We start from the raw sequence: 16,506 nt of genomic DNA, 5'->3' as shown, positions 1-16,506 counted from the left end.
GCTCAGTCGTCCTTGGCGGCCGCGTCGGCCTCGTCGTCGTCCTTCGCGCGCGTCGAGTTCGCTTCCTTGATCAGGCGCGACATTTCGACGGCCTTCTCGATCGTCTGGTCGTAGTGGAAATGCAGCGTCGGCACCGTATGAATGTGCAGGCGCTTGAACAACAGGTTGTGCAAGTGACCCGACGCATGGTTCAGCGCTTCCTGCGTCTTGGCCGGATCGCCGGTCAACGCGGTGAAGTAAACCTTCGCGTGCGCGTAATCCGGCGTGAGTTCCACGCTCTGGATGGTCACGATACCGATGCGCGGGTCCTTGACCTCGCGCATGATGAGTTCGGACAGATCGCGCTGAATCTGGTCAGCGATCTGCACGTTGCGATTGGGGGAAGTACGTTTCCTGGACATGATCGATCCGTGATCCGTTTATCAGGATAAAGCGGCGGCCAGTGTTGGCACGCCACCATGAAAATGGGCGGGACAGGCCCAAGCCTGCCCCGCCCATGAGCCGATGCGCGAGGGTTACAGCGTACGCGCGACTTCGGTCACTTCGAAGACTTCGAACTGGTCGCCTTCGACGATGTCGTTGAAGTTCTTCACCGACATACCGCACTCGAAGCCTTGCTTCACTTCCTTCACGTCGTCCTTGAAGCGCTTCAGCGATTCGAGTTCGCCCGTGAAGATCACGACGTTGTTGCGCAGCACGCGCACCGACGACGAGCGCTTGACGATACCGTCCGTCACCATACAGCCGGCGACTGCACCGATCTTCGGTACCTTGAAGACCTGGCGCACCTCGACCATGCCGGTGATGACTTCGCGCTTCTCCGGCGCCAGCATGCCCGACATCGCCGCCTTCACCTCATCCACTGCGTCATAGATGATGTTGTAGTAACGGATGTCGATGCCGTTCGACTCGGCCAGCTTGCGCGCCTGTGCATCTGCACGCGTGTTGAAGCCGATGATGACCGCCTTCGATGCCGTTGCGAGGTTGACGTCGTTTTCGCTGATGCCACCCACCGCGCTGTGCACGATCTGCACGCGCACTTCGTCGGTCGACAGCTTGAGCAGCGACTGCACGAGTGCTTCCTGCGAGCCTTGCACGTCCGCCTTGATGATGAGCGGCAGGTTCTGCACTTCGCCTTCGCCCATCTGCTCGAGCATGCTTTCCAGCTTCGCGGCCTGCTGCTTCGCAAGCTTGACGTCGCGGAACTTGCCTTGACGGAACAGTGCGATTTCACGCGCCTTGCGCTCGTCCGGCAGCACGATCACTTCTTCGCCCGCACCCGGCACTTCCGACAGCCCCTGGATTTCGACCGGGATCGACGGGCCGGCTTCCTTCGTCGGCTTGCCGTTCTCGTCGAGCATCGCGCGCACGCGGCCGTAGGCCGTACCCGCCAGCACGACGTCGCCTCGGTTCAGCGTACCGGACTGCACCAGGATCGTCGCGACCGGGCCCTTGCCCTTGTCGAGCTTCGCTTCGATCACGATGCCCTTGGCCGGCGCCTCGACCGGTGCCTTCAGTTCCAGCACTTCGGCTTGCAGCAGCACGTTCTCGAGCAGATCGTCGATGCCCGCGCCCGTCTTCGCCGAAACCGGCACGAACGGCGAATCGCCACCGTACTCTTCCGGCACGACGCCTTCCGCGACCAGTTCCTGCTTGACGCGATCGAGATTCGCGTCCGGCTTGTCGATCTTGTTGATCGCGACGACGATCGGCACACCGCCTGCCTTTGCGTGGGCGATGGCTTCCTTCGTCTGCGGCATCACGCCGTCGTCGGCTGCCACCACCAGCACCACGATGTCGGTCGCCTTCGCGCCGCGTGCACGCATTGCCGTGAACGCTTCGTGACCCGGCGTATCGAGGAACGTGATGACGCCACGCGGCGTGTCGACGTGATAAGCGCCGATGTGCTGCGTAATGCCGCCCGCTTCGCCAGCGGCAACCTTCGCGCGGCGGATGTGGTCGAGCAGCGAGGTCTTGCCGTGGTCGACGTGACCCATGACCGTGACGACCGGCGGACGCGGCAGTTGCTCCGCATCGGTACCCGTTTCGCCTTCGACGAGCAGCGCTTCCGGATCGTCCAGCTTCGCGGCAACCGCGCGGTGGCCCAGTTCCTCGACGATGATCATCGCCGTTTCCTGGTCCAGCACCTGGTTGATCGTGACCATCTGGCCCATCTTCATCATCACCTTGATGACTTCGGAGGCCTTGACCGACATCTTGTGCGCGAGGTCGGCAACCGACACGGTTTCCGGCACGTGCACTTCGCGGACGATCGGTTCGGTCGGCGCCTGGAACGTCGAGCTGTCCTGGTGACGGCCGCGACCCTTCGGGCCGCCGCGCCAGCCGCGGTCGACGCCGCCGCTCGAATCGCCGCGCGTCTTGATGCCGCGACGCTTCGATGCGTCGTCCTGCCAGCCGCCCTTGCCTGCGCCCGGCTTCTTGTTGCGGTCGCCCGCGCCTGCCGGCGCAGTCGTAGCCGGTGCTGCAGCACCGGCCGGCTTCTTCACGGCCGGACGCGCCTGCGCACCTTCCGGCTTTGCCGGCTTGTGCAGCGTGCCCTTCGCTTCGGCCGGCTTCGGCGGCTCGACCGGCTTCGGCGGCTCGACTGCCTTGACCACGGCCTTGCGCGGCGTGTTCATCATTTCGCGAATCGCACGCGCTTCGGCTTCTGCCGCCGCACGACGCTTGCTGATCTCTTCCTGCTCGGCGCGCGCCTTGTCCGCTGCCTCGCGAGCAGCGTCTTCAGCCTTCTTCGCCGCTTCGCGCTGTGCCGCACGTTCGGCGGCTGCGCGTGCTTCGTCCTGCGCGGACTGCGCAGTCGCCGCTTCCGGTTCGGAAGCAGCAGCCTGCTGTGCGGCCGCCTGCTGCTGCGCGGCTGCCTGCTGCTGTGCCGCCGCAGCTTCAGCCGCAGCACGCTTCGCCGCCGCTTCTTCCTCGGCACGACGGCGCTCGGCTTCAGCCGCTTCCTCGCGGGCACGGCGCTCTGCTTCCTCGCGCTCGAGGCGCTCCTGACGCTCGCGCAGTTCCTGCGCCTGCTTCTCGAGCAGCTCGGCCTCGCGGCGCGCTTCTTCTTCGCGACGCTTCAGTTCTGCGTCGTCATCCGCTTCGGCGACCTGCGCCTGACCCTGTTCCGCACCCTCGCTCGCGTCGTCGCGCTTGACGAACGTACGCTTCTTGCGGACCTCGACCTGAATGGTGCGAGCCTTGCCCGTCGCGTCAGATTGCTTGATCTCCGACGTATGCTTGCGGGTCAGCGTGATCTTGCGCTTGTCGCCGTCGGTTGCGCCGTGCGACTTGCGCAAATGATCGAGCAGACGCGCCTTGTCCGTTTCGGACAGCGCATCGTCTTCACTCGCTTTCTGGACGCCCGCTGCCTGCAGCTGTTCGAGCAGCACACCAGCAGGCATTTTCAGTTCCGCGGCAAATTGGGCTACGTTGTTACTCGCCATTCATTCCTCTTAGTGCAAGGACCGATTCCTTGCGGTTAGCATCGGGTCAGGCCATACGGCCGCCATCAAATCAGTGCGCCATGGTCATTTCTCACTGGAACCAGTGTTCACGTGCTTTCATGATCAACGCCTTAGCGGCATCCTCTTCCATCCCGGTCATGTCGACCAGTTCATCCACAGCCAGCTCGGCGAGATCGTCTCGCGTCTGCATGCCGTGTTCGGCCAGCTTCGCAAGCAACTCCGGCGTGATGCCGTCGAGGCTCTTGAGATCCAGCGCTGCGTTCTCGACCTTTTCTTCGTTCGCGATGGCCATCGTCAACAGCGCGTCGCGTGCGCGGTTGCGCAGTTCGTGCACGGTGTCCTCGTCGAACGCCTCGATTTCGAGCATTTCGTTGAGCGGCACGTACGCGATCTCTTCCAGGCTCGTGAAGCCTTCGTCGATCAGGATGTCGGCAACTTCTTCGTCGACGTCGAGACGCGCCATGAACAGCGCACGCAGCCGGTCGCGCTCTTCACCCTGCTTCAGGGCGGATTCGTCCGGCGTCATGATGTTGATCTGCCAGCCGGTCAGCTCGCCTGCAAGGCGAACGTTCTGACCGCTGCGGCCGATCGCGACAGCCAGCTCGTTCTCGTCGACGACGACGTCCATCGAGTGCTTTTCTTCATCGACGACAATCGACTGAACAGCTGCCGGCGCGAGCGCGCCGATCACGAACTGGGCGGGATCCTCCGACCATAGCACGATGTCGATGTTTTCGCCACCGAGCTCGTTGCGCACGGCCTGCACGCGGGAACCGCGGATGCCGACGCAGGTGCCGATCGGATCGATCCGCTTGTCGTACGCGATGACGCCGATCTTCGCGCGCACGCCCGGGTCGCGGGCAGCCGCCTTGATCTCGAGCAGGCCCTGCTCGATTTCCGGCACTTCCATCTCGAACAGCTTCATCAGGAATTCGGGCGCCGTACGCGACAGCTCGATCTGCGGGCCGCGCGCGGTGCGGTCGACCTTCGCGATGTACGCGCGCACGCGGTCACCCACGCGCAGGTTTTCCTTCGGGATCAGCTGATCGCGGCGCAGCAGCGCCTCGACACGGCCCGATTCGACGATGAAGTTGCCCTTGTCGAGGCGCTTCACCGTACCCGTCATGATCTTTTCGCCACGCTCGAGGTAGTCGTTCAGGATCTGCTCGCGCTCGGCGTCGCGCACCTTCTGCAGGATCACCTGCTTCGCGGCCTGCGCGCCGATGCGACCGAACTCGATCGACGGAACGGGTTCCTCGACATACTCGCCGACTTCGACGTCGGGCTTCTGCTCACGTGCTTCGAACAGCAGGATCTCGCGATCCGGCTCCTGCAAGCCTGCCTCGTCGGGTACGACGAGCCAGCGACGGAAGGTTTCGTGCTCGCCGCTTTCGCGATCGATATGGACGCGGATTTCGGCGCCTTCGTCGAACAGCTTCTTGGAAGCGGACGCGAGCGCAGCCTCGAGGGCGCCCAGCACCACATCCTTGTCGACGTTTTTCTCGCGCGCCAGCGCATCCACCAGCATCAACACTTCGCGACTCATTATTTGCGGCTCCTAAAGTCAACTTGCGGAATCAGGCGGGCTTTGTCGATATCGGCCAGCGTGAAATCCAGCATGGCCGCCTCGCCCTTCTTCCTCTCAAATTCCAAACCGATCGTTTCGCCATTCGGCGCGTGCAGAATGCCCCGGTACGTCTTGCGCCCGTCCAGCGGCTTTTTCAAAGTCACGGAAACTTCGCTGCCGGCGAAGCGCTCGAAGTCGGCCAGCTTCTTCAACGGGCGGTCGAGCCCCGGGGACGAGACTTCGAGCCGTTCGTAATCGATGTTTTCGACCGTCAAGACGTGCTGGAGCTGACGCGTGACCTTTTCGCAATCTTCGAGCGAGATGCCGGCAGGCTGATCGATGTAGATGCAAAGCATGCCGCGCCCGGTGCGCTCGAGATCCACCAACTCGTAGCCGAGCCCGGTGACCGTGGTTTCTATCAGTTCCGTCAGTTGCACTGTGTCCTCTCAGGTGTTCGCGCCCGCCGCTCGCGATTCACCCGCGGGCGCGCGCCTTAGCCGGCGCAGGAAGCGCTACCCGAGATGCCTAACCGTTTCAGCAAAAAAAAATGGGCGGAACGCCCATCTTCTTACTGGTGGTCGCACCTGAGCCGCACATTGAATCCGTACGCCCAGCGACTTCGCGATTATAGCGATTTTTGGCGTAAACGCCAAGCCAGCCGGTAAAAGCAGCGTGTTGCCTGCCTTTACGGGCCCAAAATGCGAAATCGGGCTGCCCGATCGACCGGCGCCATCGTGGCACGCCGGTGATCGGTTATGCCGGCGGCCAAGCAGCGGCACGCGACATATATAGCCGAAAGCAATAAACGCAACGCGTCGCACCGACAGAACCGGACGACTGCCGATCCCTCCGGTACGCCGGCGGCTTTGCACCGCCGCATGCCTGAACGCTTAGCGGCTGCGCGTGCGGCTGCGCTGCGGACGCTGGCCGCCGCGCGCACCACCACCGCTGCCGGCGGCGCCCTCGGCACGATTGCCGTTCGGGTTGCGGTTGCCGCCCTTGCTGCCGCCGCGTTTGGGTCCCGCGCTGTCGCGCTTGGGGCCCGCGCCATACGACGCACGATTGCCGTCGACATCGCCACGGCCACCGCCACCGCCACCGCCAGCGCGATTACCATCGCGTCCGCCGCCCGCACGGTTGCCATCCCGGCCGCCGCCAGTGCGATTGCCGTAGCCCGACGGCGCGACCGGCAGGCTGCCGTAGCCGCTCAGACCCGGCAGGCCCGGTCCGCCGCGGCGACCACCGCCGCGACGCGGCTGATCCAGCTGCCCGTGCGTCGTCAGCACCGGCTCGCGGCCGATGAAGCCCATCGACGTCTGCATCGGATCGGGCTGACGACGCTCGGCCTGGCCGGCACCGCCGCGCTTGCCCTTCTCCTCGGACGGCGCCTTCAGGCCGACGGTCGCCATCAGCTTGCGCACCTGCGCATCGTCGAGCTCTTCCCAGCGACCGCGCTTCAGACCGCGCGGCAGCGGAATCGGGCCGTGGCGCGTACGGATCAGACGGCTCACCATCAGGCCGACCGCCTCGAACATACGGCGCACTTCGCGGTTGCGGCCTTCGGCCAGCGCGACGTGATACCAGTGGTTCGTGCCCTCGCCGCCACCGTCGCGGATGCGCAGGAAGTTCGCCGGGCCGTCATCGAGCTCGACGCCATGCAGCAGCTTCTGCCGCATGCCTTCGGCCAGCTCGCCGACGACGCGCACCGCGTACTCGCGCTCGACGCTGTAGCGCGGATGCATGAAGCGGTTCGCGAGGTCACCCGAAGTCGTCAGCATCAGCAGACCTTCGGTATTGAAGTCGAGGCGGCCCACCGCGAGCCATTTCGCCGTCTTCATCGGCGGCAGGCGGTCGAACACCGACGGACGGCCTTCCGGATCTGCGTGGCTGACGATCTCGCCCGTCGGCTTGTGGTACAGCAGCACGCGCGGCGGCTTGTTCGGCAGCTTGCGCTTGACCGGCTTGCCGTTGATCCGCACCTGGTCGGTCGGCATGATGCGCTGGCCGATGTGTGCGGGCTCGCCGTTCACCGACACGCGGCCGGCGACGATCAGCTCTTCCATTTCGCGGCGCGAGCCCATGCCCGCTTCCGCCAGCACCTTGTGCAGCTTCGGCGCATCGTCGTCCGGCGACAGCACACGCTTGTTCGCCGGCTGGCTGCGACCGCGACGCAGCATCGGCGCACGCACGCCGCTACCGCCCGCGGAATTGTCCGCATCGAATGCCGGCGACGTCACGTAGGCGAACAGCTCGTCCTGGGACGCATCGCCTTCCGCCTTCACCGTGCCGCTTTCAACCTTCGCCGCAGCGCCGCGACGGCCCTGGCCAGCCTGGCCGCCTTGGGCCTTGGCCGCCCCTTCGCGCTTGGCGGCCGGCTTGCGAGCACCCTTGGCTGCACCTTCCTTGCGCGGCGCACGCGCCGGCTGCTGCGCTTCGGCGGCTTCGGCCGGCTGCGCGTCAGCGCTTTCTTCGCCCTGCGGCTCGCCTTCGGCGCCCTTCGACTTGGCCGCCGCGCGACGCCGCGCGATCAGGCTACGCGGGCCTCGCCGCAGACCGCGGCGGGGACGCTCGTCGCCACCCTCGGCCGAAGCGCCCTGCTCCGGCGCATCGTCGGCACGCGCTGCCTGTACGGCAGGCGCGGACGATTCAATATCGTGGATATCTGTCAAAACAACCTCAAAATGTCAGGTCTCGCGCCCGGCTCGGGCGCGGCAAGAAGTTGGCCGCGATCAGGCGCGACGCTGTTCGGGTTCTGCTTCGTCGTCCGGCAGCGCGTCGGCACCGATCGGTGCACTGGCGCTTCGTACGGCGTCGGCGAGACTGTCGGACGTATCGTCCAGCATCTCGCCGTCCGCGGGACGGGAACGGGAGGCGTCGGCCTGGCCGGCCTCGCCGGGCATGTCGCCGGCCGCTTCCGCTCCGTCTCCGGCAACCGTTTCGGCAGCCGGCTTGCGATCTTCCTCGCTCCAATCCGCGCGCAGCGGCTCGGGCTGCACACCGGCCGGCACTGCTTCGGCGCCAGCCTGTTCCAATTGTTCCGTTTGCCCGCGATCAGCATCGAGCGTATCGCGACTCGGGATTTCCTGCGTCGACGCGACGTCCGCCGCGGGACCATCCGGCAATCCTGCCGATTGGCCGGCGGATGCCTCATCCGCGTGCGACGTATCGCCCGCTGCGTGGTCGGCAACCGGCATGCCCTCGTCGAAATCCATTGCCTGCTGAGCCAGCAGCGCAGCCTCGATGTTCGCGGCCGGCTCTTCGAGCGCAGGCAGATCATCGAGCGCCTTCAGGCCGAGGTCGTCGAGGAACTGCTTGGTCGTCGCATACAGCGCCGGGCGCCCCGGCACGTCGCGATGGCCGATCACTTCGATCCAGCCGCGATCCTCGAGTTGCTTGACCACCTGCGTATTGACCGTCACACCGCGAATCTCTTCGATGTCGCCGCGCGTGACGGGCTGCCGGTACGCGATGATCGCGAGCGTTTCGAGCACCGCGCGCGAATATTTCGGCGGCTTCTCGGGATGCAGGCGATCCAGATAATGACGCATCGCCGGCTTGCTCTGGAAGCGCCATCCGGTTGCCAGCGCCACCAGTTCGACGCCGCGGCCGGACCAATCCTGTTTCAGATCTTCGAGCAACGTGCGGACCGTGTCAGCCGACACGCCGTCGGCAAAGAGCTTGCGCAAATCGCCGAGTTTCAGCGGTTCCTGCGCGCAGATCAAAGCAGTCTCGAGGACGATCTTCGCCTCTTGGGTATTCATGCAGCTAGGTCAGACCCTGTGGTCAAACGAACCGGATCAACAAACAGACGAAAGGAACGGAAGACGCGCTCGCCCGATTCTGATCGGTCATATTGATGGGAGCACGAACCGGGGGCGGCGAACCAACTTCAGGCCAGGCCCAAACCGGACGGAACAGCACGGCTCAACGACGGAACCGCGTGACTGAGCGCCATATTACGCAAAATTGCCCGGTGCGTAAAGATGAGCCGAACGGGCTGCCGCCGGCGCGCCGTGTCCGCTCCGGCCCCGCTTCAGCGGGCGGCTCCGCCGCGCGCGAGGAACCGGCGCAGCCGTTCGACGCCCGCGTCGAGTCGCGCCGGATCGCATGCGTAGCACCAGCGCACGAACCCTTCCCCCTCCGGGCCGAATGCGCGCCCGGGCGCAAGGCCGAGCCCCGCATCGCGCACCAGTGTCTTGCAGAACGCCAGGCTGTCGGCCGCGCCCGGCAGGCGCAGGAACAGGTACATCGCGCCCGGTGGAGGCGGCACCTCGACGCCCGGCAGGGTACGCAGCGCAGCGACCAGGTGATCGCGCGCATCGCGCAGTGCCGCGACGAACGATCGCACGAACGGCTCGCCATCGCGTAGCGCGACTTCGCCTGCGGCCTGCACGAAGCCGGGCGCGCACGACGTGTTGTACTCGACGAGCTTCGACAGGTCGCCCATCACCGCTGCCGGCGCGATGAGCCACCCCAGGCGCCAGCCCGTCATCGCCCACGCTTTGGAAAACGAATTCACGACGACGACCCGCTCGTCGCGCGACGCGATGTCGAGGAACGATGGCGCGCCGCCCGCGCCGAACGCGAGCCGCTCGTACACCTCATCGGCAACCAGCCAGATGCCGTGGCGGCGGCAATGGGCGAGCACGGCTTGCTGGTCGTCGCGCGACATCGTCCAGCCGGTCGGATTGTTCGGCGAGTTGATCAGCAGCATCCGCGTATCGGGCGTCAGCGCCGCAAGCAGCCGCCCGACATCGAGTTGCCAGCCCGCATCGCCATAGCCGAGCGGCACGCATTCGACCTGCGCGCCAAGAATCTTCGGAATCTCGACGAGATTCGGCCACAGCGGCGTGACCGCGACGACCCGCTCGCCCGGACCGACCAGCATCTGCGCGGCCAGCATCAGCGCGCTCACGCCCGAACTCGTCACGGCCACGGTATCGGACGCCGTCGCGCCGTGACGGGCGCTGACGTAGGCCGCGATCGCGTCGCGCAGCGGCGCAGTACCGAGGTTGTGCGTGTAGAAGGTTGCGCCATCGCGCAGCGCCGCGGCTGCGGCGTCGCGGATGAAGTCCGGCGTCACGCGATCGGATTCGCCGAACCAGAACGGCAGCATGTCCGGCACGCCAAAGCCGGCGTTTGCCACCTCCCGGATCAACGACGGTCGCAACGCGTGCACCGCGTCGCGCGCCGCCGGCGCGCCGGCCACCGGAAGAAAGTCTGCGGAATGCGTCATCGAGCACCACCATCGAGGAACACGATCCGCGTAGTGTACCGGCCCTCAAGCCGGACCGGTGCACAGCGCTGCGCGTCAGTCGAGATCCTCCGCCCTTGCCGGCATCTGTCGCACGAGCTCCCAGATCGCCTGCGCAGCGGGCGACAACGATCGGTCGCGGCGGCGCACCAGCTCGACCGTGCGCTCGGTGCGCGGCGTGAGCGGCCGCGCGACGAGCGTCGAGCCGGCAGGCAGCGGCAGCGACAGCCACGGCTGTACGCTCACACCGACGCCGGCCTCGACGAGCCCGAACACGGTCGCCGAATGCCCGAGCTCCTGCATGACCGTCGCGTTGACGCGATGGGCAGCCAGCGCGGCATCGATCAGCGGCCGGCTTCCCGACGCATGATCGAGGAGCACGAGGCGCTCGCCGTCCAGCGCCGTCCAGGGCACCTCGGCACGCGCCGCGAGCGGATGGTCGGCGCGCGCGACCAGGCAGAACGAATCGGTCATCAGCGATTCGCAGACGAGATCGGCTACCGTGAGCGGCCCGATCACGACGCCGAAATCGACCTCGCTCGACTTCACCTTGCGCAACACGTCGCTCTGCACATCATCGCGCAAGCCGAGCGTCACGAACGGAAACTGGCGCTCGCACGACGCCACCACGCGCGGCATCAACCGGCATGCGATCGTTGGGCTGGCCGCGACGATCACGCGCCCGCGGCGCTGCTCGCCGATCTCGCGAATCTCACGCAGCGTGTCGTCGAGATCGTCGAGCAGACGGGACACGCTCGCGATCAGGTTCGCACCGACATCGGTCAGTTGCACGTCGCGCGTCGTGCGGTCGATCAGCTTCAACCCGAGCTCGGCTTCGAGCTCGCGCACGCAACGGCTGACCGCAGACTGCGTGAGCCCGATCTCGCCGCCCGCGCGACTGAAGCTCTTGAGCCGCGCGACCTCGATGAAAACGCGAAGCTGGCGCAGCGTGACGTTCATTTCCCGACCTCATCAATCGTCGATATCGATGCGTGATTTTAATGCGCGAATCCGGCTTCGATGTGCGAATCAGGCACCTGCCCCACATGTTTCGCTGCGGTGCAATACATCCGCGAACGCACGTGGCGCGGGCGAACTGCACAAGATTGGTGATTGTCCCGATTTGCTGGCGGGTTATTTTGGCGTCTTATACGCCCCTAGCTGACTTAGCCGTTAGCTCGCTGCCAAGCGGCTCACGAGGGAATTACCTCCGACATGGCACGCTTCGTGCATTACCTGGCGCACAGGGCGCAGGTTTCGTCGGACGGAAGAGCAGAAACGCCGCTGCCGGCCAACCGGACGCCCCCACCCGGCACTCGACGATCGAGTGCTTGAAGAGTGCGCGGCGCAGGGCAGCGCACCGGAGTTAGCTTCGCTGAGGTGAGGACATGATGCTGTTCGACGATTTGAGAGATAACGAGTGGGCGCTGGTCGAGGGTCTGTTTTGCTCGGAACCCGCACGGAGTGAGCGGCGCGGCCGCCCCCGCGTGGAAGCCCGCTCGGTGGTGAACGCCGTGCTATGGGTGCTGTCGACGGGTGAAGGCTGGTCGAAGCTGCCGGGCCGCTATCCGTCGCCGCCGACTTGCCGCCGTCGCTTCGACGAATGGCAGGCGGACGGCACGCTCGCCGAAATCGTGAAGCGACTCGGCACGAGCGGCCGGCAGATCTCCCTGCGCGGGCGCATCGGCGCAAGCGCGGCGAAGCCGCCCGCACCGCCGAGCCGCGACCGGCTGCGCGGCGCCTTCTGGACCAATCCGGAATCCTGGCGCGCGCCCGTCAAGATGGCGTAACGAATGCTCGATCGGGCGGCTACGGCCGCCCGGTTTCTTTCTGCGACGCGACCCGTTCGCGACGCCTGCATTGCCGTCGATTACCGTTGTCGTGCCGAGATACATCTATTTACCAATATTTACAGCAAGCCTGCACTCCCACGCTTACCTTAGCGACATATCAACAGGCCGCGTCGACGGCTTGAAGGGAGCCCCGCCATGAAACCAATGTCACTGCTCGTTGCATGCGGCATTGTCATTTCCTTGGCGCTGTCCGCTCCAGCCCGGGCCGATGATCGCGCGAAGCCGCCCCATCATCAGCAGGATCACCGGAACACCGTCCGCCAGCCACCGTCCGCCAACTCGCCCAGCCGGCAGACCGTGCCGCGTGGCGATCTGCGCGGCGACATCGCCAGCAATGCGCGGGCGCGCGTTGGCTCGCAGCCGTCCGACGGACCGCGCCATCCGTAGTCCTGCCAATTTAAGGATTTCGCCAAAGAAAATGCCCGCAGTCGGGAACTGCGCCGCATGCGACGAGTCACAACGTTGCCATGAGCACAGCGTGGCAACAGCAAAAGTATCCGGTACGCCCGTATCCTCGCGATACGGGCTTTTTTTTGGCATCGCCAGCCGCCCGGCGATGCGCGCGACGGGATGATCGGCCGCTACAGGCGGCTTTCGAGAATCGCCACGGCACTTGCTTCGCTCAATGCGTAGTCGGCCATGCGGCGATCGGTCCAGGAAAGTAATTTCTCGTCGCGCTCGAGGCGCGAGAATTCGGCTCGACCGCTTTCGGTCAGCACGGCAATGTCGACCGGTGCGTGGAAGCCCGGCGCGGGAGCAACGGTTTTCTGCCTGACCGTGTCCATCAGCCCGAGTGAACGGAGATACTCGAACACACCCGGGCGGCGTGCCCACGGTACCTGGCGGTACTGCACTCGTCTCAATGCGTCGAGCACCGCTTCGTTGGAATACGTGGCCATCTCGATTCTTTCTTAAAGTGCAGCGACAATGCGAAGCGGCGCGCCGGACGGAATCTCCGCCAGCCGATACCGCCACCGATTCTGGAGGCCGACGTTCGGCGTCGCGTCAGGGCCGGATCGTCAGCCGTCCATAAAAAGACACCATACCCCAATCAAATTGATTCTGTTCGATTCATTTGTACTTCTCTTCATCTGTTTCATGCTCTGCCACAAGCGGCGTCGAATCATCTCGATCGTTGCCGTTGTGGTGTTCTGGCTGCTCGCGACAGGCTGGCTCGCCGCGCCGCTGATCGCCTGGACCGAGGCGGGTGTCGTACCCGTCGAGCACCCGGACATGCATGGGCGAACCACACTGATTCTCATCGGCGCCGGAACGCAGCGCACCGACACCGGGCTACGGCCACCACCTGACGGAGCCGCACGCATCTACAAGGTCGCGGCGCTCTATCGCACTTGCCGGCAGCAGGCCGAGCGCTGCACCGTGGTGATGTCGGGTGGTGACCCGCAGCATCACGGCGAAACCGAGGCGGCCGTATACGGGCGCCAACTCGTCGCCGAAGGCGTCGCGCCCACGGATCTCGTACTGGAACCGGATAGCCGCACAACCTACGAAAATGTGAAATTCACTGCGTCTATACTACGCTCACAGTATGACGACGCGCGCATTCTCGTCACCTCGTCGTATCAGATGCGCCGCGCATTGCTCGATTTCCGCCGTTTCGGGATCGATCCGCAGCCCGTTTACGCGAATCGCCGACGCGCGCAAACGGGCTGGCTACCGCGCTGGCGCAATGTGGCCAACGCCGAGCAGGCGCTGCACGAACTGATCGGCATCGCGCAATTCCACGTCTATCGATGGCTCGGATGGTTCTGACGACTCGCGCAAACCGGAACGAAAATGGCGGCGGCGCCCAGGATGGCAGGCGCGTGACGAACTGCACGAAGTGTTGCGCGACTTCAACGGGGCCTTGCGTCGTGCCTCGATCGGATGCACATTGATCCGTCACTTTTGTTACACTCGACACGCACTCGATTGCAGTCGCCAGACAAAACGGCAACACTCGGGTTCATCACCACTTAGCGGAGGTAAAGCAATGAAGAAGACGTCCCTGGCTATCCTGGTAGCGATGTCGGCGCTGACTGGCGCAGCGTATGCGCAAGAGAGCACGGAAATCAAGACGATCACCGATCCGGCCAAGATCTCCGAGATCGAGCAGCGCGCACAAGCACTGCAGCAGCAGCAAGCGGCCGAAGCCGCACAGCCGGCGATGCAGGAAGAGCATCATCACGGCAAGAAGGCTGCTCACCACAAGGCAGCAGCGAAGAAGGCCGGCAAGAAGGCTGCCAAGGCCGCAGACGCTGCCAGCCAGTAAGTTCGGCGGCACCGCACAAGCGAAAAGCCGAATCCGGGCAACCGGGTTCGGCTTTTTTGGTTGCGGTGCCCGTGCGCTGTGCTAAAGTCGCGCACCGAAATTTTCCACCCGTGCGCACCCCGGTGCGGAGGACAGCATGAGCAACATTCAACTCGACATCGAGTGGACCGAAGCCGCCACTCGCCAGATCAAGCAACTGATGCCCCGCGGCTCGGCCGACGCGTTCCTCGCGCTGCCGCCGATCGAGTGCCTGCCGATGGAGGGCGACGTGCTTTTCCTCGGCCCCCAAGGCAAGCAGCAACCGTTCATCGTGGCAGAGCGCCAGTATCATCACGACGGCGACGCCGACTGGACGATCATCCTGATCCTCGACGTACCCAACACGTCGCACTGACGCACCCCGCGACCGGACGTGTCCGGTCGCCCCACCCGGCTCAGACGAGCTTCGACAGCACGCGGATTTCGGAACGCTCGATCCAGTTCGCGGCCGCTTCGCGATAAGCGAGAATGTGCGCGGAGCGCGCATGAGCGGCAAGTGCCTCCTCGCTTTCCCAGCGCTCGACGAATACGAACCGCGCGGGCTCCTTCAGGTCCCGATGCAGGTCGTATTGCAATGCGCCCGCTTCATTGCGGGTCGGCTCGACGATCCCTTCGAGCTGGGCACGCAACATCTCCTCGGCGCCCGGCTTCGCCACGATCAGCGCCACGACTGCAATTTCCGCCATTCCCACCCCCTTCATCTGGAAAAGTCCGAGAATACGCGAATCGTGAATCGCGCATCGGCTGCGCCAGCACGACACCGCACGACGGCCCCAAAAAAATAGCCCGCGCTTCAGAGAAGCGCGGGCGAAACCGTCGCCCTACGAGGATAGGCGACGGGGCCATCGAGATCCGCACGCTGGCGCGGATCGTCATCTGTTGCGCCGATGCTTGTCGCATCGGCATTCGAGGACGTCGATACCGTTGATCGGGCGCTCGCGGCGCACCCCCGGCATCTGACGCCATCCTCCCTGTTCCAACGATTCCAACATATAAAGCAGATTGCATGCCAGCCGCCACACGCCGAGCACCCCATTGATTTATAAGGACAAAATTTTTGTTGGTGACAATGTGGCAGACGTTCTGCCGTCGTAACGCGCGGATGTTACGTAACGTCACGAGGAGGGACCGAACCTCCCGCACACGCGTGCGCAGACGAGCGGTGTCAAGTCCTGGAATAGGTTGACAGTATTCACCCGCTAAACGCCCGATGCACCGCATCGGGCGTTTTGTATTTGAGGGCGGCATGTGGCCGCTCGCAGTTGTAGATGTTCACCGACTGTTCGACCATCTTTGCGGCCTGCTTGAGATCGGCCGGGCGATGCAGTAAGAACTCGCCTTTAAGGATGCCGTTGATCCGCTCTGCCAGTGCATTCTGATAGCAGTCGTAGCCATCGGTCATCGAGCAGCGCAGACCATGGCGTCGATGGATGTCCTGGTAATACGTCGAGCAGTACTGGATTCCGCGATCGGAATGATGGATCAACGGCTGGCGGCTTCGGCGCGTACGCAACGCCTTCTTGAGCGCCTGACTGACTTGCTCGGTCTGCAGGCTGTCATGGACGTGGTAGCCGACGATCTTGCGCGAGAACGCGTCGGTCACAAGGCTCAGGTACACGAACGGACCAGCGGTCGGCAGATAGGTGATGTCGGCAACCCAAACCTGCTCGGGGGCTTTCGGCACAATTTGCTCCGGGCCGGCTTTCAATAGGTTCGGATGGCGCCGGAAGCGGTGATGGCTATGGGTGGTCTTGTGATACGCGCGGTGTGGCGCGACCAGTAGGCGCGCGGTGCGCAGCACGTCGAATAGCCGGTCCCGCCCCAGCTTGATGCCACGCTCGACCAGCGCTGGTCCGAGCAGATGATGCAGCTTGCGCGTGCCCAGCCTCGGTTGTCGCAGGCGGATGTTCTGTACCAGCGAGGTGGGGCCTGTCAGTAATTTCGTGTTCAAGGCATATGATGCTCCGAAGGAGACTATATGCCTCGCAAACCGAAAGCCAAACCGGTAGACCTGCCGGCGATTCCCGCCGAGTTGCTTGAGCAATTCGGCA

At 64.7% G+C, this 16,506-nt stretch carries 15 protein-coding genes and 1 pseudogene; 5 read left to right on the top strand and 11 right to left on the bottom strand.

The window, feature by feature from the left end; genetic code table 11:
- Nucleotides 1-2 precede the first annotated feature (2 nt).
- The 8 genes from rbfA to G3N61_RS24335 all read right to left on the bottom strand — a co-directional run bounded on the left by rbfA (nucleotide 3) and on the right by G3N61_RS24335 (nucleotide 11,251).
- A complete protein-coding gene (gene rbfA, locus G3N61_RS24370; RefSeq protein WP_011351799.1) occupies nucleotides 3-401 on the bottom strand; it encodes a 30S ribosome-binding factor RbfA in 399 nt (132 codons plus the stop codon).
- A 114-nt stretch (nucleotides 402-515) separates the two neighbouring features.
- Complete coding sequence (gene infB / locus G3N61_RS24365; protein ID WP_043182581.1) at nucleotides 516-3,449, bottom strand: translation initiation factor IF-2; 2,934 nt, start codon at nucleotides 3,447-3,449, stop codon at nucleotides 516-518.
- Nucleotides 3,450-3,540: 91 nt separating this feature from the next.
- On the bottom strand, nucleotides 3,541-5,016 hold the full coding sequence (nusA, locus tag G3N61_RS24360; protein WP_043182579.1) for a transcription termination factor NusA: 1,476 nt from the start codon (nucleotides 5,014-5,016) through the stop codon (nucleotides 3,541-3,543).
- Complete coding sequence (gene rimP, locus G3N61_RS24355; RefSeq protein ID WP_014897219.1) at nucleotides 5,016-5,474, bottom strand: ribosome maturation factor RimP; 459 nt, start codon at nucleotides 5,472-5,474, stop codon at nucleotides 5,016-5,018. Before rimP ends, nusA begins: the two co-directional genes overlap by 1 nt.
- Nucleotides 5,475-5,927: 453 nt before the next feature.
- Nucleotides 5,928-7,706, bottom strand: coding sequence for a 23S rRNA pseudouridine(2605) synthase RluB (gene rluB / locus G3N61_RS24350; RefSeq protein WP_089450363.1), 1,779 nt, complete (start codon nucleotides 7,704-7,706; stop codon nucleotides 5,928-5,930).
- Nucleotides 7,707-7,766: 60 nt separating this feature from the next.
- Nucleotides 7,767-8,798, bottom strand: coding sequence for an SMC-Scp complex subunit ScpB (gene scpB / locus G3N61_RS24345; RefSeq protein ID WP_205823785.1), 1,032 nt, complete (start codon nucleotides 8,796-8,798; stop codon nucleotides 7,767-7,769).
- 272 nt (nucleotides 8,799-9,070) lie between these two features.
- Complete coding sequence (locus tag G3N61_RS24340; RefSeq protein WP_205823784.1) at nucleotides 9,071-10,273, bottom strand: pyridoxal phosphate-dependent aminotransferase; 1,203 nt, start codon at nucleotides 10,271-10,273, stop codon at nucleotides 9,071-9,073.
- A 75-nt stretch (nucleotides 10,274-10,348) separates the two neighbouring features.
- Nucleotides 10,349-11,251 carry a LysR family transcriptional regulator gene (locus G3N61_RS24335; RefSeq protein WP_089450360.1) on the bottom strand — a complete coding sequence of 301 codons (903 nt, stop codon included), beginning with the start codon at nucleotides 11,249-11,251 and terminating at the stop codon, nucleotides 10,349-10,351.
- A gap of 431 nt (nucleotides 11,252-11,682) precedes the next feature.
- On the opposite strand from G3N61_RS24335, the pseudogene G3N61_RS24330 reads away from it, so the two are divergent.
- Both G3N61_RS24330 and G3N61_RS39690 read left to right on the top strand, forming a co-directional pair.
- Nucleotides 11,683-12,069: pseudogene (locus tag G3N61_RS24330) on the top strand (transposase); the annotation flags it as partial.
- 210 nt (nucleotides 12,070-12,279) lie between these two features.
- Nucleotides 12,280-12,531, top strand: coding sequence for a hypothetical protein (locus tag G3N61_RS39690; protein ID WP_080741559.1), 252 nt, complete (start codon nucleotides 12,280-12,282; stop codon nucleotides 12,529-12,531).
- A 194-nt stretch (nucleotides 12,532-12,725) separates the two neighbouring features.
- Here the strand turns inward: G3N61_RS39690 and G3N61_RS24320 are convergent, their stop codons facing one another.
- Nucleotides 12,726-13,043, bottom strand: coding sequence for a hypothetical protein (locus tag G3N61_RS24320; protein ID WP_011351791.1), 318 nt, complete (start codon nucleotides 13,041-13,043; stop codon nucleotides 12,726-12,728).
- Between the two features lie 157 nt (nucleotides 13,044-13,200).
- On the opposite strand from G3N61_RS24320, the gene G3N61_RS24315 reads away from it, so the two are divergent.
- The 3 genes from G3N61_RS24315 (at nucleotide 13,201) to G3N61_RS24305 (ending at nucleotide 14,810) form a co-directional block, all read left to right on the top strand.
- Complete coding sequence (locus G3N61_RS24315; RefSeq protein WP_205823782.1) at nucleotides 13,201-13,917, top strand: YdcF family protein; 717 nt, start codon at nucleotides 13,201-13,203, stop codon at nucleotides 13,915-13,917.
- 220 nt (nucleotides 13,918-14,137) lie between these two features.
- Nucleotides 14,138-14,416, top strand: coding sequence for a hypothetical protein (locus G3N61_RS24310; protein WP_011351789.1), 279 nt, complete (start codon nucleotides 14,138-14,140; stop codon nucleotides 14,414-14,416).
- A gap of 136 nt (nucleotides 14,417-14,552) precedes the next feature.
- Nucleotides 14,553-14,810, top strand: a complete 258-nt coding sequence (locus G3N61_RS24305; protein ID WP_021162409.1) for a hypothetical protein — start codon at nucleotides 14,553-14,555, stop codon at nucleotides 14,808-14,810.
- Nucleotides 14,811-14,850: 40 nt separating this feature from the next.
- Here G3N61_RS24305 and G3N61_RS24300 read toward each other — a convergent pair whose 3' ends face one another.
- Nucleotides 14,851-15,141, bottom strand: a complete 291-nt coding sequence (locus G3N61_RS24300) for a putative quinol monooxygenase (RefSeq protein ID WP_043182565.1) — start codon at nucleotides 15,139-15,141, stop codon at nucleotides 14,851-14,853.
- A 506-nt stretch (nucleotides 15,142-15,647) separates the two neighbouring features.
- On the bottom strand, nucleotides 15,648-16,506 hold an 859-nt coding region (locus G3N61_RS24295), incomplete at its 5' end, for an IS3 family transposase (RefSeq protein ID WP_241017887.1).

This window comes from Burkholderia sp. Ac-20349 (genome assembly GCF_017104865.1).
GTDB lineage: Bacteria > Pseudomonadota > Gammaproteobacteria > Burkholderiales > Burkholderiaceae > Burkholderia > Burkholderia aenigmatica.
The sequence above is the reverse complement of the archived record's forward strand: the minus strand, read 5'-3'. Positions and strand labels throughout refer to the sequence as shown.

Bases quoted from the DNA above. Each gene is read 5' to 3' on its own strand.
- rbfA (WP_011351799.1), bottom strand. From the start codon at position 401: ATGTCCAGGAAACGTACTTCCCCCAATCGCAACGTGCAGATCGCTGAC.
- infB (WP_043182581.1), bottom strand. From the start codon at position 3,449: ATGGCGAGTAACAACGTAGCCCAATTTGCCGCGGAACTGAAAATGCCT.
- nusA (WP_043182579.1), bottom strand. From the start codon at position 5,016: ATGAGTCGCGAAGTGTTGATGCTGGTGGATGCGCTGGCGCGCGAGAAA.
- scpB (WP_205823785.1), bottom strand. From the start codon at position 8,798: ATGAATACCCAAGAGGCGAAGATCGTCCTCGAGACTGCTTTGATCTGC.
- G3N61_RS24340 (WP_205823784.1), bottom strand. From the start codon at position 10,273: ATGACGCATTCCGCAGACTTTCTTCCGGTGGCCGGCGCGCCGGCGGCG.
- G3N61_RS24335 (WP_089450360.1), bottom strand. From the start codon at position 11,251: ATGAACGTCACGCTGCGCCAGCTTCGCGTTTTCATCGAGGTCGCGCGG.
- G3N61_RS39690 (WP_080741559.1), top strand. From the start codon at position 12,280: ATGAAACCAATGTCACTGCTCGTTGCATGCGGCATTGTCATTTCCTTG.
- G3N61_RS24320 (WP_011351791.1), bottom strand. From the start codon at position 13,043: ATGGCCACGTATTCCAACGAAGCGGTGCTCGACGCATTGAGACGAGTG.
- G3N61_RS24310 (WP_011351789.1), top strand. From the start codon at position 14,138: ATGAAGAAGACGTCCCTGGCTATCCTGGTAGCGATGTCGGCGCTGACT.
- G3N61_RS24305 (WP_021162409.1), top strand. From the start codon at position 14,553: ATGAGCAACATTCAACTCGACATCGAGTGGACCGAAGCCGCCACTCGC.
- G3N61_RS24300 (WP_043182565.1), bottom strand. From the start codon at position 15,141: ATGGCGGAAATTGCAGTCGTGGCGCTGATCGTGGCGAAGCCGGGCGCC.